The sequence below is a fragment of the Alloalcanivorax balearicus MACL04 genome, from assembly GCF_025532145.1.
Classification (GTDB): Bacteria; Pseudomonadota; Gammaproteobacteria; order Pseudomonadales; family Alcanivoracaceae; genus Alloalcanivorax; species Alloalcanivorax balearicus.
This window is the reverse complement of the sequence record NZ_ARXS01000003.1, coordinates 94,697-120,494: the sequence shown is the minus strand read 5'-3', so window position 1 is coordinate 120,494 and position 25,798 is coordinate 94,697. Positions and strand designations below refer to the sequence as shown.

General features: G+C 60.8%; 24 protein-coding genes. 16 read left to right on the top strand and 8 right to left on the bottom strand.

Annotation, left to right across the window (positions count from 1 at the left end):
* Nucleotides 1–130: 130 nt before the first annotated feature.
* From MA04_RS04010 to MA04_RS04000, 3 genes are all read left to right on the top strand, one after another.
* On the top strand, nt 131–1,444 hold the full coding sequence (locus tag MA04_RS04010) for a ribonucleotide-diphosphate reductase subunit beta (protein WP_163127919.1): 1,314 nt from the start codon (nt 131–133) through the stop codon (nt 1,442–1,444).
* 135 nt (nt 1,445–1,579) lie between these two features.
* Nucleotides 1,580–1,792, top strand: coding sequence for a hypothetical protein (locus tag MA04_RS04005; RefSeq protein ID WP_014995608.1), 213 nt, complete (start codon nt 1,580–1,582; stop codon nt 1,790–1,792).
* 220 nt (nt 1,793–2,012) lie between these two features.
* On the top strand, nt 2,013–3,656 hold the full coding sequence (locus MA04_RS04000) for an acetolactate synthase large subunit (protein ID WP_262459540.1): 1,644 nt from the start codon (nt 2,013–2,015) through the stop codon (nt 3,654–3,656).
* Between the two features lie 41 nt (nt 3,657–3,697).
* Here the strand turns inward: MA04_RS04000 and MA04_RS03995 are convergent, their stop codons facing one another.
* Entirely contained in the window at nt 3,698–4,591 is an 894-nt protein-coding gene (locus MA04_RS03995; protein WP_262459539.1) for an SMP-30/gluconolactonase/LRE family protein, read from the bottom strand.
* Nucleotides 4,592–5,026: 435 nt separating this feature from the next.
* Here MA04_RS03995 and MA04_RS03990 point away from each other — a divergent pair, with 435 nt between their 5' ends.
* Nucleotides 5,027–5,524 (top strand): DinB family protein, encoded by a 498-nt coding sequence (locus MA04_RS03990; protein ID WP_163127923.1) that lies wholly within the window; start codon nt 5,027–5,029, stop codon nt 5,522–5,524.
* 8 nt (nt 5,525–5,532) lie between these two features.
* Here the strand turns inward: MA04_RS03990 and MA04_RS03985 are convergent, their stop codons facing one another.
* Together MA04_RS03985 and MA04_RS03980 are read right to left on the bottom strand one after the other, a co-directional pair.
* Entirely contained in the window at nt 5,533–7,242 is a 1,710-nt protein-coding gene (locus tag MA04_RS03985) for a cation:proton antiporter (RefSeq protein ID WP_233926110.1), read from the bottom strand.
* Nucleotides 7,206–8,225 carry an AraC family transcriptional regulator gene (locus MA04_RS03980; RefSeq protein ID WP_163127925.1) on the bottom strand — a complete coding sequence of 340 codons (1,020 nt, stop codon included), beginning with the start codon at nt 8,223–8,225 and terminating at the stop codon, nt 7,206–7,208. Before MA04_RS03980 ends, MA04_RS03985 begins: the two co-directional genes overlap by 37 nt.
* A gap of 162 nt (nt 8,226–8,387) precedes the next feature.
* On the opposite strand from MA04_RS03980, the gene MA04_RS03975 reads away from it, so the two are divergent.
* A complete protein-coding gene (locus MA04_RS03975; protein WP_262459538.1) occupies nt 8,388–9,281 on the top strand; it encodes a sterol desaturase family protein in 894 nt (297 codons plus the stop codon).
* Here the strand turns inward: MA04_RS03975 and MA04_RS03970 are convergent.
* The 3 genes from MA04_RS03970 to MA04_RS03960 form a co-directional block, all read right to left on the bottom strand.
* Entirely contained in the window at nt 9,259–10,593 is a 1,335-nt protein-coding gene (locus MA04_RS03970) for a TRAP transporter large permease (RefSeq protein ID WP_262459536.1), read from the bottom strand. The two genes, MA04_RS03975 and MA04_RS03970, sit on opposite strands and share 23 nt — an antisense overlap.
* Nucleotides 10,590–11,081: a TRAP transporter small permease gene (locus tag MA04_RS03965; RefSeq protein WP_163127929.1), complete on the bottom strand. Its 492-nt coding sequence runs from the start codon at nt 11,079–11,081 to the stop codon at nt 10,590–10,592. The genes MA04_RS03970 and MA04_RS03965 overlap by 4 nt, the downstream gene beginning before the upstream one ends.
* Nucleotides 11,082–11,144: 63 nt before the next feature.
* Nucleotides 11,145–12,197, bottom strand: coding sequence for a TRAP transporter substrate-binding protein (locus MA04_RS03960; RefSeq protein ID WP_262459535.1), 1,053 nt, complete (start codon nt 12,195–12,197; stop codon nt 11,145–11,147).
* A gap of 361 nt (nt 12,198–12,558) precedes the next feature.
* Between MA04_RS03960 and MA04_RS03955 the strand changes: the two genes are divergently transcribed.
* On the top strand, nt 12,559–14,460 hold the full coding sequence (locus tag MA04_RS03955) for an FAD-binding monooxygenase (RefSeq protein ID WP_262459534.1): 1,902 nt from the start codon (nt 12,559–12,561) through the stop codon (nt 14,458–14,460).
* 10 nt (nt 14,461–14,470) lie between these two features.
* On the opposite strand, the gene hpaA is transcribed toward MA04_RS03955, so the two are convergent.
* Entirely contained in the window at nt 14,471–15,370 is a 900-nt protein-coding gene (gene hpaA, locus MA04_RS03950) for a 4-hydroxyphenylacetate catabolism regulatory protein HpaA (protein ID WP_262459533.1), read from the bottom strand.
* A 120-nt stretch (nt 15,371–15,490) separates the two neighbouring features.
* On the opposite strand from hpaA, the gene MA04_RS03945 reads away from it, so the two are divergent.
* From MA04_RS03945 to hpaR, 10 genes are read left to right on the top strand one after another with little or no spacing between them, the layout of a single operon-like run.
* Nucleotides 15,491–16,267: a fumarylacetoacetate hydrolase family protein gene (locus MA04_RS03945; protein ID WP_205475496.1), complete on the top strand. Its 777-nt coding sequence runs from the start codon at nt 15,491–15,493 to the stop codon at nt 16,265–16,267.
* On the top strand, nt 16,264–17,034 hold the full coding sequence (locus tag MA04_RS03940) for a fumarylacetoacetate hydrolase family protein (RefSeq protein ID WP_163127937.1): 771 nt from the start codon (nt 16,264–16,266) through the stop codon (nt 17,032–17,034). The genes MA04_RS03945 and MA04_RS03940 overlap by 4 nt, the downstream gene beginning before the upstream one ends.
* Before the next feature lie 3 nt (nt 17,035–17,037).
* Nucleotides 17,038–18,498, top strand: coding sequence for a 5-carboxymethyl-2-hydroxymuconate semialdehyde dehydrogenase (gene hpaE, locus MA04_RS03935; RefSeq protein ID WP_262459532.1), 1,461 nt, complete (start codon nt 17,038–17,040; stop codon nt 18,496–18,498).
* A gap of 36 nt (nt 18,499–18,534) precedes the next feature.
* The gene (gene hpaD / locus MA04_RS03930) at nt 18,535–19,398 is read left to right on the top strand and encodes a 3,4-dihydroxyphenylacetate 2,3-dioxygenase (RefSeq protein WP_014995623.1); all 864 of its coding nucleotides are present in this window, start codon (nt 18,535–18,537) and stop codon (nt 19,396–19,398) included.
* A 56-nt stretch (nt 19,399–19,454) separates the two neighbouring features.
* Nucleotides 19,455–19,844 carry a 5-carboxymethyl-2-hydroxymuconate Delta-isomerase gene (locus MA04_RS03925; protein ID WP_022995727.1) on the top strand — a complete coding sequence of 130 codons (390 nt, stop codon included), beginning with the start codon at nt 19,455–19,457 and terminating at the stop codon, nt 19,842–19,844.
* Nucleotides 19,844–20,647, top strand: a complete 804-nt coding sequence (gene hpaH / locus MA04_RS03920) for a 2-oxo-hept-4-ene-1,7-dioate hydratase (RefSeq protein WP_262459530.1) — start codon at nt 19,844–19,846, stop codon at nt 20,645–20,647. The genes MA04_RS03925 and hpaH overlap by 1 nt, the downstream gene beginning before the upstream one ends.
* Before the next feature lie 23 nt (nt 20,648–20,670).
* The gene (gene hpaI / locus MA04_RS03915; RefSeq protein ID WP_262459529.1) at nt 20,671–21,471 is read left to right on the top strand and encodes a 4-hydroxy-2-oxoheptanedioate aldolase; all 801 of its coding nucleotides are present in this window, start codon (nt 20,671–20,673) and stop codon (nt 21,469–21,471) included.
* A 37-nt stretch (nt 21,472–21,508) separates the two neighbouring features.
* Nucleotides 21,509–22,462 carry an MBL fold metallo-hydrolase gene (locus tag MA04_RS03910; protein WP_262459528.1) on the top strand — a complete coding sequence of 318 codons (954 nt, stop codon included), beginning with the start codon at nt 21,509–21,511 and terminating at the stop codon, nt 22,460–22,462.
* On the top strand, nt 22,455–23,927 hold the full coding sequence (locus tag MA04_RS03905) for an NAD-dependent succinate-semialdehyde dehydrogenase (protein ID WP_262459527.1): 1,473 nt from the start codon (nt 22,455–22,457) through the stop codon (nt 23,925–23,927). Before MA04_RS03910 ends, MA04_RS03905 begins: the two co-directional genes overlap by 8 nt.
* Before the next feature lie 33 nt (nt 23,928–23,960).
* The gene (hpaR, locus tag MA04_RS03900) at nt 23,961–24,389 is read left to right on the top strand and encodes a homoprotocatechuate degradation operon regulator HpaR (RefSeq protein WP_014995628.1); all 429 of its coding nucleotides are present in this window, start codon (nt 23,961–23,963) and stop codon (nt 24,387–24,389) included.
* A 63-nt stretch (nt 24,390–24,452) separates the two neighbouring features.
* Here hpaR and MA04_RS03895 read toward each other — a convergent pair whose 3' ends face one another.
* On the bottom strand, nt 24,453–25,679 hold the full coding sequence (locus MA04_RS03895) for a branched-chain amino acid ABC transporter substrate-binding protein (RefSeq protein WP_262459526.1): 1,227 nt from the start codon (nt 25,677–25,679) through the stop codon (nt 24,453–24,455).
* Between the last annotated feature and the right edge of the window lie 119 nt (nt 25,680–25,798).

The following is a 25,798-nucleotide window of genomic DNA, read 5'->3' as shown; positions in this document are numbered from 1 at the left end:
CCTGAGGCCGGACGCCAGACGCCAGGACCTGCTTTTCCAAGCGTCAGGCGTCGGGCGTCCAGCGTCAGGTCACTCACAGAATGCACCACCGGTGACGCCAAGACGTCACTCTGAAAGAATGGAGAGAATCATGCTGAGCTGGGACGATTTTGATGCGCAAGAGACGCCCGCCAACAAGCAGCCCCGCGTCGCACAGCCGACGCCGCCGCAATCTGAGCCGGTCGCTGAGAAAGCGGCATCTGCACCTCAAGCACCGGCAGCGGGAAGTGCAGCGAATGCTGAACCTCAACAAGAGCGAGGAAGAGCCGCTGACGCCGCCAACGAAAGCCCCCGGGAACGCGCCCTGAGCGACGCCGTGGCCCGCGCTCAACAGGCCGTGGCACAGATGGACGTGGCCGAAGGCGTGGCGGAACTGGAAGGCACCGCCGGCCGCGTGCAGGTGGACGACAAACGCATGATCAACTGTCGTGCCGATCTCAACCAACTGGTGCCCTTCAAGTACGACTGGGCCTGGCAGAAATACCTGGACGGCTGCGCCAATCACTGGATGCCCCAGGAAATCAACATGAACGCGGACCTGGCGCTGTGGAAGCGGAGCGACGGTCTGACCGAGGACGAGCGCCGCATCGTCAAGCGCAACCTGGGTTTCTTCTCCACCGCCGATTCCCTGGTGGCGAACAATCTGGTGCTGGCCATCTACCGGCTGGTCACCAATCCGGAGTGCCGCCAGTACATTCTGCGTCAGTCCTTTGAGGAGGCGATTCACACCCACGCCTACCAGTACTGCATCGAATCACTGGGCATGGATGAAGGCGAGATCTTCAACATGTACCGGGAAATCCCCTCCGTGGCCAAGAAGGCTCAATGGGGTATCCAGTACACCCGCGAGCTGTCCGACCCGGAGTTCAAGACCGGCACCCCGGAAACCGACAAGGCGCTGCTGCAGAACCTGATCGCTTTCTACTGCGTACTGGAAGGTATTTTCTTCTATTGCGGCTTCACCCAGATTCTGTCCATGGGCCGCCGCAACAAGATGACCGGCGTGGCCGAACAGTTCCAGTACATCCTGCGTGACGAGTCCATGCACGTGAACTTCGGCGTCGACGTAATCAACCAGATCAAGCTGGAAAACCCGCACCTGTGGGACCAGGGCATGCGTGACAAGGCCACCCAGATGATCCTGGAAGGCACCGAGCTGGAGATTCAGTACGCCCGCGATACCATGCCGCGTGGCGTGCTGGGTATGAACTCCGCGATGATGGAAGAGTACCTGCAGTTCATCGCCAACCGCCGTCTCACCCAGTTGGGCCTGCCCGAGCAGTTCAAGGGCGTAAACAACCCCTTCCCCTGGATGAGCGAGATCATGGATCTGCGCAAGGAGAAGAACTTCTTCGAGACCCGGGTCACCGAGTATCAGGTCGGTGGCGCGCTGAACTGGGACTGAGTCCACCGAAAGGCAGCGGGGACCAACGGCACCCGCTGCTTTTCATGGCCTGTTCCAGCGGCCTGTCGGCATGACGGCAATTGTTCTCGTGCCATTTCCTTGGCACCATTCCCCTATCCACACAGGGAGGCCTTCATGAGCCAACACGATCAGGACCACGATACCCTAGAGGAAGCGCGGGAACTGCTCGACACCATCGAGCAGGTGGAAGAAGCCCTGACGGTGATGACCACCGTGGTGGCCCAGCTCAAGGAGCAGGTGGCGACCCATCTGGAAGACGATACCGAGGAAATAACCGCCGAGGAATTTCTCGAGCGCTGTGAAAATCTGGCTGGTACCTGGCACTGAGTCCTCAACTGGGAATGAGTGCTCCAATTGGGTTAACCCGGCGCTGATTGGATAATCCGATGACATCCATCAGCCAATCCACGCGCAACCGGGCGCCCAAGGCGTTATAGTGTGGGACGGCGTTGACCGGAAGGTCGCGCCGTCTTTTTACATGTTGCCGCACTGCTTTCCATGTAAGAGTTGCTGCACATAGAGTTGCTGCGTTAGGGAGCCCCTGTTCATGAAAGCGTCGGATCTCTTTGTCCGTGCCCTGGAAGCCGAAGGCGTTGAATACCTGTTCGCCATCCCCGGGGAAGAGAACCTGGATCTGTTGGAATCCCTGCGGGGATCCAAGAAAATCAAACTGGTCATTACCCGCCACGAGCAGGCCGCCGGTTTCATGGCCGCCACCTATGGCCGCCTCACCGGTAAGGCCGGCGTCTGTCTGTCCACCCTGGGGCCTGGCGCCACCAACCTGGTCACCGCCGCCGCCTACGCCCAGCTCGGCGCCATGCCAATGGTGATGATCACCGGCCAGAAGCCGATCAAGTCCAGTAAACAGGGTCAGTTCCAGATCATCGACGTGGTCGACATGATGCGTCCGCTGACCAAGTTCACCAAGCAGGTGGTCAGCGGCGATACCATTCCCGCCCGCATCCGCGAGGCGTTCCGTCTGTCCCAGGAGGAGCGCCCCGGCGCCACCCATCTGGAGCTGCCGGAAGACATCGCCCGCGAACATTCCACCATGCCGGTATTGGAGCCGAGCCTGACCCGTCGCCCCATCGCCGAGGACAAAGCCATCTGCCGCGCCGTGGAAGCGATCCAGAACGCGCGCAAACCGCTGATCCTGGTGGGCGCCGGCGGCAACCGCAAGCTGACCAGCAAGATGCTGCGCCAGTTCATGGATAAGCTGGGCATTCCGGTGGTCACCACGCAGATGGGCAAAGGCGTGGTGGACGAAACCGGGCCTCACTTCCTCGGCAATACCGCGCTGTCCGATGGCGACTTCGTGCACCGCGCCATCAGCGCCGCCGACCTGATCATCAACATTGGCCATGACGTGGTGGAAAAGCCGCCGTTCTTCATGCGCCCCGGCGGACCGGAAGTGGTCCACATCAACTTCAACTCCGCCCAGGTGGACCCGGTCTACTTCCCGCAAATCGAAGTGGTCGGCGATATCGCCAACAGCCTGTGGCAGCTCAAGGAGCGTCTGGATCCGCAGGAGCACTGGAGCTTCGCCGACTTTCACCGGGTGCGCGATGCGCTGCAGAAGCACATCAACGAAGGCGCCCGTGACGACCGCTTCCCGATGCTGCCCCAGCGGCTGGTGCACGAGGTGCGTAAGGTGATGCCGGACGACGGGGTCATCGCCCTGGACAACGGCATGTACAAAATCTGGTTCGCCCGCAACTACCCGGCCACCCATCCGAACACGGTGTTGCTGGATAACGCCCTGGCCAGCATGGGCGCCGGCCTGCCCTCGGCGATGGCGGCGAAGATGGTTCATCCCAACCGCCGGGTTCTGTCAGTCTGCGGCGACGGCGGCTTCATGATGAATTCCCAGGAGCTGGAAACCGCGGTGCGCATGGGGCTGGATCTGGTGGTGCTGATTCTGCGCGACGACGGCTACGGCATGATCAAGTGGAAACAGAGCCAGATGGACTTCCACGATTTCGGCCTGGATTTCCGCAATCCGGATTTCGTCGCCTATGCCAAGGCCTATGGCGCCGAGGGACACCGGGTGGAAAGCAGCGATCAGTTGGTTCCCCTGGTGGAGAGCTGCTTCGAGGCCGGTGGCGTTCACGTCATCGACCTGCCGGTGGACTACTCCCAGAACGACCGCATTCTCAACCAGGAAATCCGCGAGTTGAGCAGCAGGGTCTGAGCCAACGGCACCGTTCCCGCGCCATGCGGGAACGGTGCCGTCTAACGCCAGGATTGCAGCCTCGCCCAATCCGCCCCGGGACGCGGAACCCGAAACGACTCCACCAATCCCCTCTTGTCCACGGTGACGAACACCCGCCGCCCGTCCTCACCACCGAAGGCCAGATTGGTGGGGTGCTTGCCGCTCAATGCCACAACACGCCGCACTTCTCCCAACGGCGATACCACCGCCACTTCGCCAGCGCCGTAGCGCGCCACATACAGATTGCCATCAACGTCCGCGCGCATGCCATCCAGTTTGTGGTCCGGAAATTCGATCAGCACCCGGCCGTTACCCAGACTGCCATCAGCGCTCACGTCAAAAACGCGGATGCGCCGCTGCACGGTTTCGTTCACGTAAAGCTGTCCGCCATTCGGGCTCAGGGTGATGCCGTTGGTGGTGCCCAGATCGCCGGCGACGATACTCGCCTGCCCGGCGAGGTTCACATACCAGACCCGGCCCGTGCCGCTTTTCCAATCCGGGTCACTGGCGTAGATACCACCATCGGCGGCGACGGTCAGATCGTTGGGCTGATGCATGCGCGGCTCATGAACCCAGACACGGACACTCTTGTCCCGAGGGTCAATGCGCAGCAGATTATGGCCGCGATGGTCGGCGGCATAGAGGAAGCCATCCGGGCCGAAGCGCAAACCGCTGGCCACGCTGCCTCGCGGCAACGTCAGGAACAGGGCGGCCTGGAACCGTCCGCTTATCACCCCCAAAGTCCCCGGCCGCTGATAGTTGACCACCAGCAAACGCCCATCCGGCGCCACCGCTGGCCCTTCGATACCACGCGGGAAAGTGCCCTCCGCCACCCAGTCCCGGGGCACCCACTCCTCGGCCAGCGCCGGCATGCTCAGCGCCCACAGCGCCATGCCGACCGCGATCTTCGCCACAAAACCGACTCCTCTTCGTCATCCCGATTTCATACAGCCTTGCTTAGCTTGGGAACTCGGGTTCCCCGCCAGCCCCCCCTTTATGACCACTGTCCATGGTGGGCCACCTTCGGGCCACCAGCAACGCCGGGTGGTGCGAGCGGATTCATAATCCGGCGCAGCGGAGTGATTCCGTAGTGGCACCCTGAATAACAATCGCGCACTCCTTGAAGACGCCTCCCGGGGCGTCTCTTTTTTTGTGACCGCCGTCCATGGCGGTCACCCCGCGGGCCGATTCACTGGCAAGCCAGCTTCCCACACAGGGGCCACGAAGCCGCTGTGGGAAGCGAGTTCACTCGCGAATAGCCGGCCAGCACGCTCTGCCCGCGAAATTTGGCAAGCCCCGGATTACCTGCCAACATCCCTGCCTGAACGGCCCAATCCCCGGAGGTTGTGATGTGGTTATCGCACTACTCGACACTGGCCCGCTACAACCAGTGGCAAAACCGGCAGCACTACCAACTCTGCGACAGGCTGGACGACACCCAGCGCAAGGCGGACCGGGGCCTGTTCTTCCACTCCATCCACGGCACGCTCAACCATCTTCTGCTCACCGACCGGCTGTGGCTGAGCCGGTTCCTTGACCGCCCTTTTCATGTCCATAGACTGGATCAGGAGCTGTATGAGGATTTCGATCAATTATGGCGGGAGCGGGAAAGTACCGATCAGGCCATCCTGGACTACATCGCCGGACTCGAGGAAAACCGTCTGGACGGTGAGCTCAGCTACGTCTCGGCTTCCACCGGCCAATCCCGCAGCTATCCATTGCGGCTTTGCCTGACGCATTTTTTCAATCACCAGACCCACCATCGCGGCCAGCTCACCACCGCCTACAGCCAACTGGGCCATGATGTGGGTATCACCGATCTGATCTTCATGCCCAGGTCTCCATAACCGGGCTTTCAGTCCCGTTCCAACTCCTCGGTTTGAAGGCTGCTCAACTGTGCGCAAACCAACTCCGCGGCGTAATCCGCCGCATCCTGGTATGGGCGCAGCACCTGCCCAACGCCAGCTTCCTCCAGAACCTGGCCGTCCCGTTCGTGATGTACGGTCACCGCCAGACGTCCACCGTAGCCCCGCTCCGTCAACGCCAGCCCCAAGCCACGATTCAAACCCAAGTCCGGTACGGTGCTGATCACCCACTGTATCGAGTCTAGCGGCAGATGTTCGATGAATTCGTGGCTCTCAATATCGCCGTAAGCAACATTCAGTCCTTGCCGCTGGTACTCCCTCACCACCTCCGGATCAAAGTCGAGACCCAACACGGCGACACCCGCATCGCGAAGCCGGTGCACCAGACGCCCCCCATAGCGCCCCAAACCAAACACCAGTACTTGGGTGTTCCCGATGGAAGCTCCGGCCTCCTCCGCTTCACGGTAGGGATTGCGGCGCTCAAAGTGGGTCAACCAGGGCGATAACCACTCATAGAGTTTGTGGGAGTACAGAATCATATAGGTGGAGATAGTGATAGTGACAATCCCCACCAGGGTGATCAGGCCGAGGGCGTTATCATTGATATGGCCAAGAGTAATGCCCATGGCCATGAAGATGATGGAAAATTCACTGATCTGCGCCACGGTCAAACCAGCCAGGAAGCCGGTACGCCGGCGATACCCCATGGCCCCCATGATCACGATTACTACCAGTGGGTTACCGATTAATACGAACAACGAGAACACCAGGGCCGCGGATAACTCTTCTCCCAGGGCCGCGAATTGCAACTGCGATCCGAGGTGCACGAAAAAAAACAGCAACAGAAAATCCCGGACGCTGGTTAGTCGTGCGCTTACCGCTTCACGGTAGGGTGTGGAGGCCAGGGAAAATCCTGCCAGAAACGCTCCCACTTCCTTGCTGAAGCCCACATAATCTCCCAATGCCGCCGCCGAGGTACCCCAAGCGATACAAAACAGCAGCATCAACTCCGGCGACTTCGCCAGCAAATGCATCAAGGACGGCAGCAAATAGCGCATGGCCAGCACCACCAACAGAGCCGCCGTCAGCAACTTGCCAATAATCGACAGTAACAGCAGCCCGGTGCTCTCCACATCCAGCCCCTTGGAGACACTGAGACTACCCACCACCATCATCGCCAGTACCACGGCGATATCCTGGACAATCAAAAAGCCCATGGCGATACGACCGTGCAGAGAGTCGATCTCTTTTTTATCCGACAACAACTTGACGATAATAATGGTGCTGGAGAACGTCAGCGCCACCGCTACGTAAAGTGCTTTGATGCTGTCAAAGCCCAGCATCAACCCGATCACATAGCCAAGAACAATAGTGAAGGTTAGCTGGCCAAGACCGGTGGCCAGCGCCACCGGCCCCAGGTTGCGCACCAGGTGCATGTCCAGCTTCAGCCCGACCACGAACAGCAAAATAGTGACACCTATTTCCGCCAGCAACGAAACCTGCTGCTCCATCCCGATCAGATCGAGCCCGGCCGGCCCCACCAGAATTCCCACGAGGATGAAACCGACCAGCAAGGGCTGTTTCAAGCGCACCGCCAGTACTCCCACCAAAGTGGAGATGAACAGCAAGGCGGCGAATTCGTAGTATTGATGTTCCATGGTCATCATTCCCAGGAAATAGGGTTCGAGGTCGCCACCCATTCGCGGCGCCAGCGCTTGGGGCCGACCCCGGCCCATTGACGAAACGCCCGGGTAAAGGCGCTGTGCTCGGAGTAACCGAGCAGCGCCGCCACTTCCGTCAGTTCCAGGCGGCCATCCGCCAGGTATTCCCGGGCCAGCTGGTAGCGCACTCGCTGTAACACCGCCTGGAACGTCTCCCCCTGTTCCGCCAAACGGCGTTGCATGGTACGCGCACTGACGTGATAGTGCTCCGCCAGCGCTTCCAGCGTCGGCCGCCCTTCGCGCATCAAACGCACCAGATCGGCGTCATGGGGCGACCCCGCGCGCGGCTGACGTTCCAGTAACGACTGCGCCTGCCGGTCCAGGATATCCACCAGGCCCGGGTCCGGCGCGCCCAGCGGCAGCGCCAGATAGGTCAGCGGTATCCGCAATACCGTCCACGCGCAATCGAAGCGCACCTCCGCACCGAAAAACGCCTGATAAGGCGCCGGATCCGCTGGTTCTGGATTGACGAAATGCACCGCCTCCACCGGCAAATCCCGGCCTACCAGGTTGCGAATGAACTGCACTACCGCCGCCACGCCGGTTTCATCCACCAGCGCGCCTGGGCGGCCGCGTTCCACTCCCCAACGCACTTCCAGACTGTCGCCGACGGTGGCCACCCGGGCCGGATTCACGTCATAAACCAGCCGGTGATATCGCTCCAACCGCGCCAGCGCTTCGCCCAGAGTGCCGCAGTGGGACACCACATAACCGAGCACGTCGAAATGCCGGGCGGTGATGGTACGCGCCACCGCCAGTCCCAGGGCCGGTTCATCCAGGTGCTGGCTGGCAATCTCAAGGCTGCGCCGCCAGAACGCCAGCGGCACTTTCTCCAACCCATCCTCGGCCAGCACCGGGGGGACACCCAGCAAGCCCCGGGCATCCATGCCCAGGTTTTCCAGGTAGTCGTAAAGCAGCCGGACATAGGCCGCGGCCACATGATTATCGGAGAGCGCTGTCATGTCGTCATTTGTCAAAAAAAAGACGGAGGCTGTCAAGCCCCACCGCGCCGGGACTCTCATACTGAGCGATAGAAAATTGCCGGGAACGCTTTTTAACGTCGCTTCAGTGACGGCCCGCAGGGTGGCCGCCATGGACGGCGGCCATAATACAAGGAGCCTGTTATGCACGATCTGCTACAACAACTGGACTGGCGCACCCTGGTATTACCGGCCATGGTGCCGGTTTTCATCGCCGTGCTGTTGGCGGAGTGGATCCGCTTCCGGGGTCGTGATCGCTTCCTGCTGCGCGACACCGCTGCCAGTATGGGGTTGGGGGCACTGTATATGGTGTTCGATACACTGGTCACCGTGACCCTGGTGGCACTGCTGTTCAACTGGGCCTACCAGCACCGGCTGTTCACCGTCACCATGACCCCGCTCACCGGAGCGCTGCTGTTCGTGCTTCTGGAGTTCTTTTATTACTGGTTCCACCGTGCCAGCCACCGCATCCGCTGGTTCTGGTCGGCCCATGTGGCGCACCATTCCAGCCGCTACATGAACTTCTCCACCGCCATGCGACAAAGCGCCCTGTACAGTCTGGCCGGCAACTGGATTTTTTATATTCCGCTGGCGTTCCTTGGCTTCGAACCGGTTTGGGTGTTCTTCATGCTCACGGTGAATCTGGCCTATCAGTACTTCATCCATACCCAATGGATTGGCAAGCTGCCGCGCCCGATCGAGTTCGTGTTCAATACGCCCAGCCATCACCGCGCCCACCATGGCCGCAATCCCGAATACATCGATCGCAACTATGGTGGCATTCTGATCCTTTATGACCGGCTGTTCGGCACTTTCGTGGAAGAGCAGGAAAAAGTGCCAGTGGAGTACGGCATTACCCGTCCGGTGGACAGCTTCAATCCGATCACATTGACGGTGCACGAGGCCCGCGACATGTTTCGTGACGCTCTGCGGCCCGGTCCACTAAGGCATCGCCTGAAGCACTTCTGGGCGCCGCCGGAATGGCAGCGCCCGGAGCAGGAAACGGAGGACGGATTCAGCCGCTCCCCGGCAGATTAAGCAAAAGCAGCGACAAGGCAGGGATCATCACCAGGATGCCGATACGAATCACATCCGCGTACAGGAACGGGACAATACCCCGGCTCACCGTGCCCAGAGATGTATTGATGCTGTACTTCTGCACGATGAACAGGTTCATCCCCATGGGCGGCGTGATCAGACCGATCTCCACCACCATGAGAGCGAGGATACCGAACCAGATCGACTTTTCGGTATAGGTGAGATCGAAGAATTCCAGGTTGACCACGATCGGATAAAAGATCGGCACGGTGAGCAGAATCATGGACAGGGAGTCCATCACACAGCCCAGCAGCAGGTAGATGGCCAGAATCGAGAACAGTACCACGAAGGGCGCCAACCCACTGTCGGCAACCCAGGACGCCAGTTCAGCCGGCATCTGACTGAGCGCCAGACCGCTGTTGAGCAGATCGGCGCCGACCACCACCAGATAGATCATGGCGGTGGCCTCGGCGGTGCCGATCAGACTTTGGTACAACCCTTTCCAGCGCAAGCCACCGCGTACTACCGCGAACACGCCACAGGCGGCGGCGCCAATGGATGCCGCTTCGGTGAGATTGGCCCAGCCTCCATAGATACCGAAGATCACCACGATGAAGATCAACAGCACCGGGGACACCTCCAGCACCGCCCGCCACCGCTGAGGCCAACCGGCCTTGTCCACCCGCGGCACCGACGCCATGGTACGTACCGCCACCAGGCGGATCACCACCAGGTAACCGAACATGGCCACCAGACCGGGGATCACCGCCGCCATGAACAGTTTGGCGATGGACTCCTCGGTGAGCACGGCATAGATGATCAACGGCACCGACGGCGGAATCAGAATCCCCAGGGTGCCGGCCGCCGCCACCGTACCGGCGGCCAGTTTGGGCGGATAGTGATGTTTCTCCAACTCCGGCAACGCCACCTGGCTCATGGTGGCGGCGGTGGCCAGGGACGAGCCGCAGATGGCACCGAAACCGGCACAGGCACCGGCGGCGGACATCGCCAGACCGCCACGCCAATGACCGATGAAAGCCGCCGCCGCTTTGAACAGGGCGCGCGACAGACCACCGTGAATGGCGAACTGCCCCATCAACACGAACAGCGGAATCACCGCCAGGTCGTAATTGGAAAAGCGGGCGTAAACCAGATTGTTGATGGTGAACAGCAGCGCCGTGGTGTCACCGTGATTGACGATCAGATAGCAAACTACGCCGCCCAGCAGCATGCCCACGCCCACGTGCACGCGCAGCGCCAGAATCAGCAGTACGCCGCCGAGCACCCAGAGTCCGATTTCCATACCGCTCATGACAGCTCCTGCAGCGGTTTGCCGGTCAGCGACCGCGCCGCCTGATACAAGGCACAGGCGCACAGCAGCGCCAGACCGGGCAGCATCAGCATCTGCGGAATCCACAGCGGCACCGCCAGCATGGTGGAGGTGGATCCGTATTCGTGGCTGTCCAGGGTCAGCAGGCCGGTGCGCCAGATCAGCAACGCCGCCACCAGCGCCAGTAGCAGATGACTGAGCGACAACAACATCCGGTTCACTCCCGCCGGTAGCAGCCCGGCGATCAGATCCACGCGGATGTGGTTATCGCGCAGCTCGCACAGCGGCATGAACGAGGCCACCGCCACGGCGATGGCCATTTCCAGAATTTCGATGTCACCGGGAATCGGCGCGGACCACAACTTGCGCCCCAGCAGAGAGACCAGCGACATGGCGATCACCGACAACACCACAGCGCCGCCAATCACGGCGACCGCGATGCTGAGACGGCGCAATACCGTTTCAACCATGGGAAACCTCGGCCTTTATCAGAGTTGAAGGGCGGAGTTGAAAGGCGGCATTAATGGGCGGCGTTAGCGGGCAGCGTGTTCACGCACGATATCCCGCAGCCCCTGATACAGCGCCTGGCGGTCGATACCGCCCTTATCGGAGGCCACCCACTCATCGGTGACCCTCTGCGAGGCCTCACGCATGGACCGATAGGTAGCGTCATCCAGCGTCACGATCTCGTGGTCCGGATCGGCGGACAGCTGCTCCACCACCTGATCGATGGTCACATCCCAGGCTTCCCCGAAACGGCGGGACAGGGCCTCTCCGCTAAGCCGGTCGACGATCACGCGCAGATCGTCGGGCAGATCCTGATACCGCTTTTTGTTCATCAGCACCGCCAGTGTGGTCACCGTCGGCGTGGCCTGATCCGGCGCGGTCCTCATGTGGTAATGGGTGGTTTCATCCAGTTTGGTCGGCGGCACCACTTCCCACACCGCCAGGGCTCCGTCGATGACGCCCTTGGCCAGCGTGTCGGCGATTTGTGCCGGCGGCATGCTCACCGGGGTCGCGCCCAGAGAAGTGAGCATCTCCGAAGCCAGCCGGGTGGACGCCCGTACCCGCAGCCCTTTCATGTCGTCCAGGGAGGCCACTTTGCGGCGCGCGGTGTGCAAAGTACCACCGCCGTCACTCTGAATGGCCAGCACGTGGTAATCACGGAAATCATCCTTGGCATAGCGTTGATAAAATTCCCACGCCACTTCACTGCCATCAACGCCGCCGGGAGGCATCACGAACGGCAGCTCCAGCGCCTCGCTACGCGGAAAACGGCCAGCGGCGTAACCGAGACCGGTCCAGACAATATCCACCACGCCATTGCGCGCCATGTCGGCCAGCTGCGCGGGAGTACCGCCCAATTGCATGGACGGATAAATCTGACATTCGATGCGGTCACCGGACTGCTCCGCCAGATCGGCGCACCAGGGCTCCAGTACGTTTTTCTGGGCATTCGCCACCGCCGGCAGGAAATGCATGATACGTAAAGTGACTTTTTCCTTTTCCTGCTCCGCCGCCTGGGTCTGGGCGCTCAAGGACAGCCATACGATCGCCAGAAGGGCCATGATTTTTTTGGAATTCATACACACCTCTCGGGTTGATACCCTGATTGTTATTCATCGAAATCCATCCTTGCCATCGATTCCTTTCACTGGCCGGCCCGGATTCCATTAATGTATTAATGAATTTCTAACACCTTGCCCTGGTCAGGTCAACGAAGGATTGGGAAAAACCGCTCCTACCTATCTTCCGTCATCTTCCGTATCTGTCTTTCCCCCACGAAAAGTGCAATTTTTCCTGCGGAAATCACCTGGGTTCGCTTTCGTGGCTCGGCCAAGATGCGGAACGTTATACGCCGATAACAACAATCGCGGCGGGCCGGTTCGATGTTCACGCACCTCTGTTCACGCACCTCTGGCCGGCCCGGAAACAGGAGAAGTAACAGTGCAGTTCCACCATCACGGCTATGTATCCGACGACCCGAGAATCGAGGAGGCGTCCGGCACCGGGGTCGACCGCCCCGACACCTTGCCGGACCAGGTCGACGTGCTGATTGTCGGCAGCGGACCGGCGGGCATGATCGCCGCCGCCCAGTTGGCGAAGTTTCCTAACATCACCACCCGTATCATCGAACGCCGCCCCGGGCGCCTGCGGCTGGGCCAGGCCGATGGCATCCAGGCGCGCAGTGTGGAAACCTTCCAGGCGTTCGGCTTCGCCGAACGGATCACCGCCGAGGCCTACCGGATCACCGAGATGGCGTTCTGGACACCGGATCCGGACAACCCCTCCCACATTGTTCGCTCCTCGGTGGCTCCCGATGACGCCAGCGGCGAAATCAGCGAGTTTCCCCATCTCATCGTCAACCAGGCTCGGGTGCTGGATTATTTCGCCGAGTTCGCCCGCAACGCCCCCGCCCGCCTGACTCCGGACTATGGGCTGGAATTCCAGGATTTACGCATCGATCATGGCGAGGACTATCCGGTGACGGTGACGTTGCGCCATGTCTGCGGCGATCAGGAAGGTCTGGAACGTACCGTGAAAGCCAGGTACGTGATCGGTTGCGATGGGGCTCATAGCCGCGTGCGCGAAGCCATCGGCCGCAAGCACATCGGCAAGGTCGCCAATCACGCCTGGGGCGTCATGGATGTTCTCGCCACCACCGATTTTCCGGACATCCGCACCAAGTGCGCGATCCAGTCCGCCTCCGGTGGCAGTATTCTGCACATTCCCCGCGAGGGCGGTCACCTGTTTCGCATGTACGTCGATCTTGGCGAAGTGGCCGGGGATGACAACCGCCGCATACGCCAAACCACGCTGGAAACCACCATCGCCAAGGCCAACCAAATCCTCCACCCCTACACCCTGGAAGTTAAGGATTGCGCCTGGTACACCGTCTACGAAGTGGGCCACCGGGTAACCGACAAGTTCGATGACGTGCCCCCCGAGGCTACCGGCACCCGCGCGCCACGCGTTTTCATCACCGGCGATGCCTGCCATACCCACAGCGCCAAGGCCGGCCAGGGCATGAATGTGTCCATGCAGGATGGTTGGAACATCGCCTGGAAACTGGGCCACGTGCTCTCCGGCATCGCCCCGGAATCGCTGCTGGCAACCTATTCCAGCGAGCGTCAGGTGGTGGCTCAGAACCTGATTGATTTTGATCGCGAATGGTCGAGCCTGATGGCCAAACCGGCCGAGCAATTCAGCAACCCGCAAGAGCTGAAGGAGTTCTATGTCAAGACCGCCGAATTCCCGGCGGGCTTCATGACCGAATATCAACCGTCGATGATCACCGGCGGCAAGGCACACCAACCTCTGGCCACCGGCTTCCCGGTCGGCAAGCGGTTCAAATCCGCCCCCGCCATGCGGGTGTGTGATGGCAATGACGTTCACCTGGGGCACCATGCCACCGCCGATGGCCGCTGGCGGATCTATGTCTTCGCCGATCAATCGGCTCCCACCGGGCACTCCCCGTTGACCAACTGGGCCGACTGGATGCTCAACAGCCCCCGTTCCCCGGTGGTGAAATACACTCCGGAAGAAACCGATCTCGACAGTCTCTTCGATATCAAGGTGATCTATCGACGGCCCCATGGCGAGGTGGAGTTCGGCCCAATGATTCCGGCGTTGTTCATGCCAAAGGTCGGCCCGTTCCAATTGACGGACTACGAAAAGGTTTACGCCGTCGACCCGGAGCACGACATCTTCGAGGCCCGGGGTATCGATCCCAAAGGCGCGGTGGTGGTGGTACGGCCGGATCAGTACGTTTCACTGGTGACCGCTCTGCACGCCACCGATGAACTGGCCGCCTTCTTCGATGGAGCCATGCTGCGGCAACGCCGATGACACCCCGGACTCAGGGCGCCCGCTTGTCGGCGCGGTAGCGCCCCGGTGTCATGCCCGCTTCGCGGGTGAAAAAGCGTGAGAAATAAGCGGGGTCATTAAAGCCCAGCTGGTAGCCGATCTCGTTGATCGACGCGGTGGTGAAGATCAGCAACCGGCGGGCTTCCTGCATCAATCGGTCGAACACCAACCGCTTGCTGGATTTGCCGGCGGTGCGCCGGCAAATCTCGTTGAGCCGGTTCTCGGTAACACCCAGTTCGTCGGCATAGCGGGTCAGGGTCCAGTGATGCGGGTAATGATCCTCGATCAGCATCTGAAAACGCTGAAACAGGGAGAGGTCCTCATGACGTACCGGCTGCGGCGTCACGCGGTTGCGTGCCAGCCGGAACAGATCAATGAAGATCAACTGCGCCAGCGCCCGCACCGCCTGCGGCTGCCCTGGCCTCGGCCCATGAATTTCCCCGCGCAGTTGATCAAACAGACGGTCGAGCCCCGCCATCGCCGGTGCCTGTGGCGCCGGCAGTTGGGAAGCCGCCACGCACAGCGGAGCGATGTCGCTAACATCGCCCAGATCACCGCTTTCCTCCAGCAGCGACCACACCAATTGCTGCTGCACGGTGAGCACGTGACCGTCGGCGTCCGCATCAGTGACGAAGGCGTGGGTCACCGTGGGAGGCGTGAGGAAGAACAGAGGCGCCCGCTGATGGTACTGATGCTCATCCAGGTACACCCGCACCATGCCGGACTTGACGTAATGCACCTGGAAGAAGCGCACATGGCGGTGCGCCGGCATATTGCGTCCGAAGAAGTCCGCCATGCGGCCGAGCGCGTCGTAGTGCACTTCGGCGTCGGCGTAGCGCTTGTCGTACACCTGACCGATGTTGATGTTGGGTATGGGGTCGGTTGTTGTCATAGTCCTGCCCGCCGCCTGATACCGGCATCATTCACCGCTTTAGCGGATCCGGCAACGTCCTCTTGATTTCATTAATATATTAATGTAAATATTAACCTATTAACAAAACAAGGAGCCTTCATGCGGCACGCTAAAGTGGAATATCAAGGGCGCGTCCGGACGGTCACGGTCGGTCCGGACGACCTCCCCATCGGCGACGACGGCGAGATTCTTGACGCCACCGGGCTGCGCTGGCTCCCGGCCAGCGGCGGCACCCTGTTCGGCGTGGCATTGAACTATCGGGGTCTGCTGGAGGCCCGGCTGCCGGAGTTTCATCAGCCGCCCTATCAAAAGCCGCCGGAGAAACCGGTGTTGTTCATCAAGACCCCGAACACGCGCAATGCGCACCAGGGCACCGTGGCACGGCCTCAGGGGGAGCGATTGCAACCGGGTCCCGCCCTGGGCGTGGTTATCGGTCGCCGCGCCAGTCGTGTCAGTGAGCAGGACGCCCTCGATTATGTTCGCGGCTACACCGTGGTCAACGAGTTCAGTCTGCCGGAAGACAGCTACTACCGGCCGGCGATCAAAGCCAAGTGCCGGGACGGTTTCTGCGCATTGGGCCCCTGGTGGGTAGACCGCGACGATATCGCCAACCCCCATGACCTCACGCTGACCCTGACGGTTAACGGGGTCGAAAAGCAGCGCGGCAGTACCGCCGATCTGATTTGGCCCATTCCCCGCCTGATCGCCGAGTTGAGCGAATTCATGACCTTGAACGCAGGCGACGTGCTGATCACTGGAACACCGCCAGGCCGGGTGGATGTCAGCGAAGGGGATCAGGTGGACACCACCATCGAGAGCATCGGCACCCTCCGCAACCTTATCGTCACCGACCACGGCGGGGAGGCGAAACAATGAAAAGTGCACGCATTCAATACCACGGCGACACGCTGGCGGTGGCCGTGAATGACGACGGCCATCCGCTGCTCGCGGACGGTACGATACTGGACCCGGAACAGGTCACCTGGCTGCCGCCCGCCACCGGCACCATGTTCGCCCTGGGACTCAACTACGCCGACCACGCCGCTGAACTGTCCTTCAAGGCAGCGCCCAAGGAACCACTGGTGTTCGTTAAGGCCGCCAATGCCTACACTGGTCATAACGGCCGCAGCTGGCGCCCGGACAACGTCGAGTACATGCACTACGAGTGCGAGCTGGTGGCGGTAATCGGCAAGACCGCGCGTAATGTGCCGCGCGCCGACGCCCTCGACTTTGTGGCCGGCTACACCCTGTGTAACGACTACGCCATTCGCGATTACCTGGAAAACTACTACCGCCCCAATTTGCGGGTGAAAAATCGCGACAGCACCACCCCGGTGGGTCCGTGGATCGTCGACCGTGACGATGTGCCCGACCCCAATGACCTGCGCCTGCGCACCTACATCAACGGTGAGCTGCGCCAGGAAGGTACCACCGCCGACATGATTTTCGATGTCGCTTTCCTGATCGAGTATCTGTCCGGCTTCATGACCCTGTCTCCCGGCGACATGATCGCCACCGGCACCCCCAAGGGCATGGCCGACGTCCAGCCCGGTGATGTGGTGGACGTGGAGATAGAAGGGATCGGCAGGCTGCGCAACCACATGGTCAGCGAGAGCGACTTTTTCCGGAAGAATCAGGAGTAACCCGTGATCAAGCATTGGATTAACGGCCAGCAGGTGGCCAGCGACGAGACCTTCGATAATATCAACCCGGCCACCGGCGAAGTGATCGGCCAGGTGGCCAGCGCCGGCGACCGGGAAGTGCAACAGGCGGTGGCCGCCGCCAAAGCCGCCTTTCCCGGCTGGGCCGCCACCCCGGCCAAGGAGCGGGCGCGGCTGATGCGCCGGCTCGGTGAACTGATCGATGAGAACGTACCGAAACTGGCGGAGTTGGAAACCCTGGATACCGGGCTGCCGATCCACCAGACCAAAAACGTGCTGATCCCGCGCGCGTCGCATAACTTCAACTTTTTCGCCGAGGTGTGCACCCGCATGAACGGGCACAGTTACCCGGTGGACGACCAGATGCTCAATTACACCCTGTACCAGCCGGTCGGGGTGTGCGCGCTGGTGTCGCCCTGGAATGTACCGTTCATGACCGCCACCTGGAAAACCGCGCCCTGCCTGGCGCTGGGCAACACCGCCGTACTCAAGATGTCGGAACTGTCGCCGCTCACCGCCAACGAACTGGGACGGCTGGCCAAGGAAGCGGGTCTGCCCGACGGCGTGTTCAACGTGATCCAGGGTTACGGTGCCACCGCCGGTGACGCCCTGGTGCGCCACCCGGACGTGCGCGCGGTGTCGTTCACCGGCGGCACCGCCACCGGCCGCAAGATCATGCAGAACGGCGGCATGAAGAAATACTCCATGGAGCTGGGCGGCAAGTCGCCAGTGCTGGTATTCGAGGACGCGGACCTGGATCGGGCCCTGGACGCGGCGCTGTTCACCATTTTCTCCCTGAACGGCGAGCGCTGCACCGCCGGCAGCCGTATCTTCATTCAGGAAAGTGTTTACGACGAGTTCGTGAAAACCTTCGCCGAGCGCGCCAAACGCCTGAAAGTGGGCGACCCCACCGATGCAGAAACCCAGGTGGGCTCGATGATCACTCGTCAGCATTACGAGAAGGTCACCGGCTATATTCGTCTGGGTATCGAGGAAGGCGCCAAATTAGTGGCCGGCGGCCTGGAGCGTCCGGCCGGGCTGCCGGAGCGGGTCGCCAACGGCCAGTTCATTCAACCCACCGTGTTCGCCGACGTGAACAACCGCATGCGCATCTGCCAGGAAGAAATCTTTGGTCCGGTGGTGTGTCTGGGTAAATTCAAGGACGAACGCGAAGCGCTGGAACTGGCCAACGACGTGGAATACGGCCTGGCCTCCTATGTCTGGACCAATGACGTGGGCAAGGCGCACCGGGTGGCGCGCGGCATCGAGGCCGGCATGGTGTTCATCAACAGCCAGAACGTGCGCGATCTGCGTCAGCCGTTTGGCGGCGTCAAACAGTCCGGTACCGGCCGCGAAGGTGGTGAATACAGTTTCGAGGCCTTCACCGAAGTCAAGAACGTCTGCCTTTCCATGGGCAGCCACCACATTCCCCGCTGGGGCGTGTGAGCCGAGGCCCAGGCCTCACCGATAAGGAGAACAATCATGGGCGAAGTCGTTCTCGCCGCGAAAATCACCCACGTGCCCTCCATGTACCTGTCAGAGTTGCCGGGCAAACATCAGGGCTGCCGGCAGGCGGCCATTGATGGCCACAAGGAGATCGGCCGCCGTGCCCGTGAGCTCGGCGCCGACACCGCCGTGGTGTTCGACGTGCACTGGCTGGTCAACAGCGGCTTCCATATCAATTGCGGAGAACGGTTCGAGGGCATTTACACCAGCAACGAGCTGCCACACTTCATCAAGGACATGCGCTACCGCTATCGCGGCAACCCCGCGCTGGGAGAAAACATCGCCGCCGCAGCCAACGCCGCCGGCGTGCGCACCCTGGCTCACAACATTCCCAGTCTGGAACTGGAGTACGGCACCCTGGTGCCCATGCGCTACATGCACATGGACGTACCCGAGGAACAGCATCTCAGTGTCATTTCCATCGCCGCCTGGAACGCCTGGCACCGATTGGAGGACAGCTTCACCTTCGGCGCCGCCGTACGCCGCGCCATCGAGGCCAGCGATCGCAAAGTTCTGGTACTGGCTTCGGGATCGCTTTCCCACCGTTTTTCCGACGATCGTGAAGCGGAGAACAACCTGCACAAGTGGACCCGGGAGTTCGATCGTCAGGTGGATATGCGGGTGGTGGAACTGTGGCGCCAGGGCCGCTTCAGGGAGTTCTGCGCCATGCTGCCGGACTACGCCGAACACTGCTATGGCGAGGGTGGCATGCACGATACCGCCATGTTGCTGGGGCTGCTCGGCGGCGCCGACTACGACAAGCCGGTGGAGATTCTCACCGAACCGTTCGGCAGTTCCGGCACCGGCCAGATCAACGCGGTGTTCCCCCTGCCCTGGTAACCGCGCGCACTGACACGGACGTACTTAAACGGACGTACTCAAACGGAGTAAGAGCCATGCCCCATTTCATTGCTGAATACAGCGGCAACCTCGAACCCGAAGTGGATTTCGACGGTCTGTTCGCCAACGTCCACGAGGCTCTCGGTAACAGTGGCGTGTTTCCACTCGGCGGCATCCGCAGCCGCGCCATTCGTCACGACACCTGGCGCATCGCCGACGGCCAACACGACTATGCTTTCGTACACATGACGCTCAAGGTCGGCAGCGGCCGCGATCTGGCGACACGTCGGCGGGTGGCGGAAACACTGTTCGAGGTCATCAAGGCCCACTTCGCCCCGTTACAGGAAAAGCGACTGCTGGCGGTGTCCTTCGAGATGACCGAGTTGAACCCGGATCTGAACTTCAAACACAACAACATCCACGCCTTTCTCAAAGGGGAGAGTTGATGCTCGACGAGGCTTTCATTCGCCAGGCCGCGCGGCGGCTCGACGACGCCGAACAGCGGCGTACCCAGATCCCGCAGCTGTCACTGGAACAACCGGACATCACCATCGAGGACGCTTATGCCATCCAACGCGCCTGGGTGAAAAAAAAAATCGCCGACGGCCGCAAGCTGATCGGTCATAAAATCGGCCTCACCTCCCGCGCCATGCAGGTTTCATCCAACATTGACGAACCGGACTACGGCGCCTTGCTGGATGACATGCTGTTCAACGAGGGCAGTGACATTCCCTGCGACCGTTTCATCGTGCCGCGCCTGGAAGTGGAACTGGCCTTCATGCTCGGCAAGCCGCTGCAAGGACCGGACTGCACCCTCTTCGATGTCTACGATGCCACCGAGTATGTCATTCCGGCGTTGGAAATCATCGACGCCCGCATTCAGCAGGTGGATGCGGAAAGCGGCGTGACCCGCAAGGTTTTCGACACTATTTCCGACAATGCCGCCAACGCCGGCGTGGTCATGGGCGGCCGCGCCATCCGGCCCATGGACGTGGATCTCAGACGGGTATCGGCGGTGCTTTATCGCAACGGCGTGATCGAGGAATCCGGTGTCGCCGCCGCCGTCCTCAACCACCCGGCCAAGGGCGTGGCCTGGCTCGCCAACCGGCTGGCCCCCTACGGTATCGGCCTGGAACCCGGCCAGTTGATCCTCGGTGGCTCCTTCACTCGCCCGGTGGCGGTCCGTCCCGGAGATACCTTCCACGTGGATTACGGTGACCTCGGTGCCATCGCCTGCCGTTTTGTTTAGGCGCGCCCTATTGGAGAAATGTCATGGAAATGCCGGTAAACCTCTTCAAGCAGGCTCTGCTTCGCGGTGAGCCTCAAATCGGCCTGTGGCTGGGCCTGGCCCACGCCTACAGTGCCGAGCTGGCGGCCAACGCCGGCTTCGACTGGCTGTTGCTCGACGGTGAGCACGCGCCCAATGATCTGCGCAGTCTGCTGTCGCAATTGCAGGCCATCGCCCCTTATCGCTCGCAACCGGTGGTACGCCCGCCAGTGGGCGACACCGCCCTGATCAAGCAGTACCTGGATCTGGGCGCGCAGACACTGCTGGTGCCAATGGTGGAAACAGCGGATCAGGCGCGTCAGTTGGTTCGTGACATGCGTTACCCACCGGAGGGCGTACGCGGTGTCGGCAGTGCTCTGGCCCGGGCGTCACGTTGGAACAGCGTGCCCGGCTACCTGGACAAGGCCAACGACGAGATGTGTCTGCTGGTGCAGATAGAGTCCCGGGCCGGCCTGGACAACTTGGACGACATTGCCGCGGTGGATGGCGTCGATGGAGTCTTCATTGGCCCGGCGGACCTGAGTGCGGCCCTGGGCCATCGCGGCGCCCCCGGCCATTCAGAAGTACAAAGCGCCATCGAGGATGCCATTCGCCGAATCCTGGCCGCGGGCAAAGCCCCCGGCATACTTTACGCCGATACCGATAAAGCCCGTCATTTTCTCGACCTGGGTTGTCTGTTCGTGGCGGTGGGCGTGGACACCAGCCTGCTAATGGGGGCTCTGAAAAACCTGGCCGGTCAGTTTAAACCTGATGACGACAACCCTACCCCATCTTCAGTGTATTGACGCTCTCGCCACCATCATTAAAACAAGAGGAAAAATCATGTTTCGTTTGTGCTCGCCGCTGGCCGCGACGCTGTTGCTCGCAGCCGCTCTGCTTCCGTTCAACGCCACCGCCGCACCGGCGGAGCAGGAACCGGTTCGTTTGCTACTGCTGGGCACCAAAGGCGGCCCGTCCGTGCTTTCCGATCAACGTCTGCCCCAATCCACCGCTCTGATGGTCGGCGATAATCTGTACTTGCTCGATGCCGGCTATGGCGCCAGTCTGCGTCTGGTTCAGGCCGGTATTCCGCTAGCTCGCCTCAAAGGTGTTTTTATCACTCACCTGCACAGCGATCACGTACTGGATTATCCGTCGATTCTGATGAACAGCTGGGCCAGCGGTCTCAAGCAACCGGTGAGGGTGTTCGGCCCTCCCGGCACCCGGTCGATGACCGATAACACCTGGAAGACTTTCCAGGTGGATATCGGTCTGCGCATTGACGACGAAGGAAAACCCGATCCGCGCGAACTGGTCACCGTGAAGGAAATCGATGAGGGCTTGGTGTATCGGGATGAGCACCTCAAGGTCTCCGCCCTGCGCGTGCCGCATCCGCCGTTCAAGGACGGTCAGGCCTTTGCCTACAAGTTCGAGGCCGGCGGCAAGACCATTGTTCTCTCCGGAGACCTGAACTATTTTCCGCCGTTGGCGGAGTTCGCCAAAGACGCCGACGTGCTGATCAACGAGGTGGTTCACGTGGAAGCGGTGGAGCGCCTGGCTAAACGTATCGGCAACGGCTCCACCCTGGCCAAGGCCATCATCTCGCACCATGTTACCGCCGAAAACGTGGGTAGTATCGCCAGCGAGGCCGGCGTGAAGAAACTGGTACTGAGCCATTTCGTTCCCGCCGACGATCCTCTGGTCACCGATCAGGTTTGGCGCGATGCCGTGGGCAAAACTTACCACGGCCCCATCGTGGTGGGCGCCGACGGCATGGAAATCAACCTCAATGACTGACCCCATTACTTCATTCCACGCTCTGGAAAATAGCGCGCTGCTACGGCAAGACGCCTATATCGACGGCGAATGGATCGGCGCCGCGCAACGCTTCTCAGTCACCGATCCGGCCACCGGCACCGAGTTGGCACAAGTGGCGGATCTTGCCGCGGAGGCCACCAGCATGGCGGTGGAGGCCGCTCATCGGGCACTGCCGGCCTGGCGTGATCGCACCAGCGGCGAACGCGCCGAGTTGCTGAAGGAGTGGTTCCGCCTTGTCATGGAGAATCGCCAGGATCTGGCCCACCTGCTGAGTCTGGAGCAGGGCAAGCCACTGGCGGAAAGTCTCGGCGAAATCAACTATGGCGCCCGCTTCCTTGAATGGTTCGCCGAGGAAGCCAAGCGGGTGTACGGCGACATCATTCCCCATGATCGCGCCGGACGACGCCTGGTGGTGCTTAAGCAACCCGTGGGCGTGGCGGCGGCGATCACGCCGTGGAACTTTCCCCACGCCATGATCACTCGCAAGGCAGCGCCGGCGCTGGCCGCCGGTTGTACCCTGGTGCTCAAACCGGATCCGCAAACACCACTGTCAGCGCTGGCCTTGGCCGCACTGGCGGAACAGGCCGGCATACCCGCCGGTGTATTCAATGTGGTGACCGGACGTGATGCCGCCGCCATAGGCACAGTGCTCACCGGTGATGCGCGGGTCCGCAAGTTGTCGTTCACAGGCTCCACTCCCGTGGGCAAGCTACTGATGGCGCAAAGCGCCCAGCACATGCAGAAAGTCAGCCTGGAGCTGGGCGGCAACGCACCGTTCATCATTTTTGACGACGCCGATCTGGACGCCGCCGTGGAAGGCGCCCTGGCCTCCAAGTTTCGCAACAGTGGCCAGACTTGTGTATGCACCAATCGCTTTCTGGTCCACCACCGCATCTACGACGCGTTCTGCCAGCGCTTCAGCACATCGGTGGCGGCGCTGCGAGTCGGCCCGGCCTTCGAGAAAGGCGTGCAACAGGGCCCTCTCATCAATGAAGGCGCCTTGCGTAAAGTGGAGACGCACCTGGCCGACGCCATCGGCAAAGGCGCCCGGGTCCTCAGCGGCGGACAACGCCATGCGCTGGGCGGCGCCTTTTTCCAGCCCACGGTGCTGGCCGACGCGACACCGGACATGTTGCTGTTTCAGGAAGAGACTTTCGGACCGCTGGCACCGGTGTTCCGGTTTCATGACGAAGAGGAAGCGTTGGCCCTGGCCAATGATACGCCGTTTGGACTGGCCGCCTACGTCTACACCCGGGATCTGGGACGCGCCTGGCGTGTCGGTGAAGCTCTGGAATATGGCATGGTCGGCGTTAATGAAGGTATTATTTCCAACGAGCGGGCACCCTTTGGCGGCATCAAGGAATCAGGCCAGGGCCGCGAAGGCTCCCGTTACGGAATAGAGGACTATCTGGAAGTAAAATACATGTGTCTGGGCATCGGTTGATGCCCATTCCAACTGTAAGGACGCCGATCCCGCATGCCCAAAGCCGCACCCTCCCTCACCCTGGCCCTGTTGCAGGGTCGCGAAGCCGTGATGGCGTACTTCCGCCCTTTGCTCAACAAACACAACTTGACCGAGCAGCAATGGCGCGTCATTCGTATTCTTAAACAAGCCCCTGACTTTACCCTGGAAAGCCGTGATCTGGCCGCCCTGGCCTGTATTCTCCGGCCCAGCCTTACCGGCGTGCTGGTGCGCTTGGAAAAAGCCGGCCACGTTCGCCGCTGGAAACCGGAAACCGATCAACGGCGCCTGTGCGTCACCCTCACCGACCAGGGACATGAGGTATTCGCGCAGATGAGCAAAGGTATGAATCGACAGTATCAGAAGATCCAGCAGCGACTCGGCGAAGACGACTACCAGACGTTGATGGATCTGCTCAGCCGGCTGCGGGACCTGCAGCCCTGAACACGGAAGCAGTCCTGAACTCGGAAATAGGTTGGCGGCGACCCGGGGCCGCCGCCGCTTCTGTTATTGTGGCCGACGCATGCGGCACCCCGTGGCCGGCATGGTGACCGCCTCCGGTTCGATGCGATCCAGTTTGGCGAAATTGAAGTCCGTGCCCTCGGCACCATAGGGCATATTGTCCTTCAGCACAGACACGAACAATGGCGTTTGCAGTTGATGATCCTCGCCACGCATGGTGACGGTGCCATAGGAAGTCTCCAGTGACAGTCCTTCCAGTGCCCGGGCCACGGCCACCGGATCATTGCTGCCGGCCTTGTCCGCCGCTTTTTGCAGCATTTCCAACATTACCGTGATACGCGGATAGAACAGGAAGTAATCCCATTTCTTGTCTTCATACATCTGCTTCTGACGCTCACCGATAGCGTCGTCGTCGGTATCACCGTAATAGCCATAAATTTCATAAATACGGTCCACGCCCTGCTCGCCCAACTGGCTGACCACCCCCGGGCTGCCGCCATAATAAGTCAGGAACGGCACATTCAGACCGAATTCCGCCGCCGCTTTGACCAGCAAGGTGATGTCCTGTCCCCAGTTGCCGGTAATGATGGCGTCGGCCCCGGATGCCTTGATCTTGGAGACATAAGGCGTGAAATCCTTCACCTTGCTCAGCGGGTGGAAATCCGTACCGACAATTTCGATGTCCGGACGTTTCTCCTTGAGCATGGTGCGCGCCGCTTCCGCCAGCGCATGGCCAAAACTGTAGTCCTGGTTAATCAGGTAGATCTTCTTGATGTCATCCCGTTTGGCGATCCAGTCGGTAAGCGCCTTCATCTTCATGTCGGAATGGGCTTCGAAACGAAAGTGCCAGAACGAGCAGCGTTCATTGGTAAAACTCGGCTCCACCGCGCCGTGGTTCAGATAGAGCACCTCTTTTCCGGGGTTACGCCGGTTATACTTGTCCACCGCCGCGATCAGAGCCGACCCCACCGCTGAACCGTTACCCTGAACAATGTATCGGGCCCCTTCATCGATGGCTTTCTGCAACTGCACCAGACTTTCCTGGGGATTGATCTTGTTATCCAGCCCGATGATTTCGATGGGATCCCCATTGAATCCGCCATTGGCGTTAAGCCGTTGCGCATCAAAACGCAGATGTTCCAATACCGGCAGGCCGGTGCTGGCCATGGGGCCGGTCAGCGGATCAATCAGCGCGATTTTCACCGGCGCCGCCAGCAACGGCCCCGCCATCATCATCAATGCAGCGAATAGAATAGATATAGCATTCCGCATAAAGCCTCCGTTGTTATTGTGATAAGCGTTATTCATGCCTCCCGAAGCAAGGCTTTGTAATATTTACTCTGTATATATACCAAAGAGTATGTACACAACAGCGAGGCCTTGTCTATTTC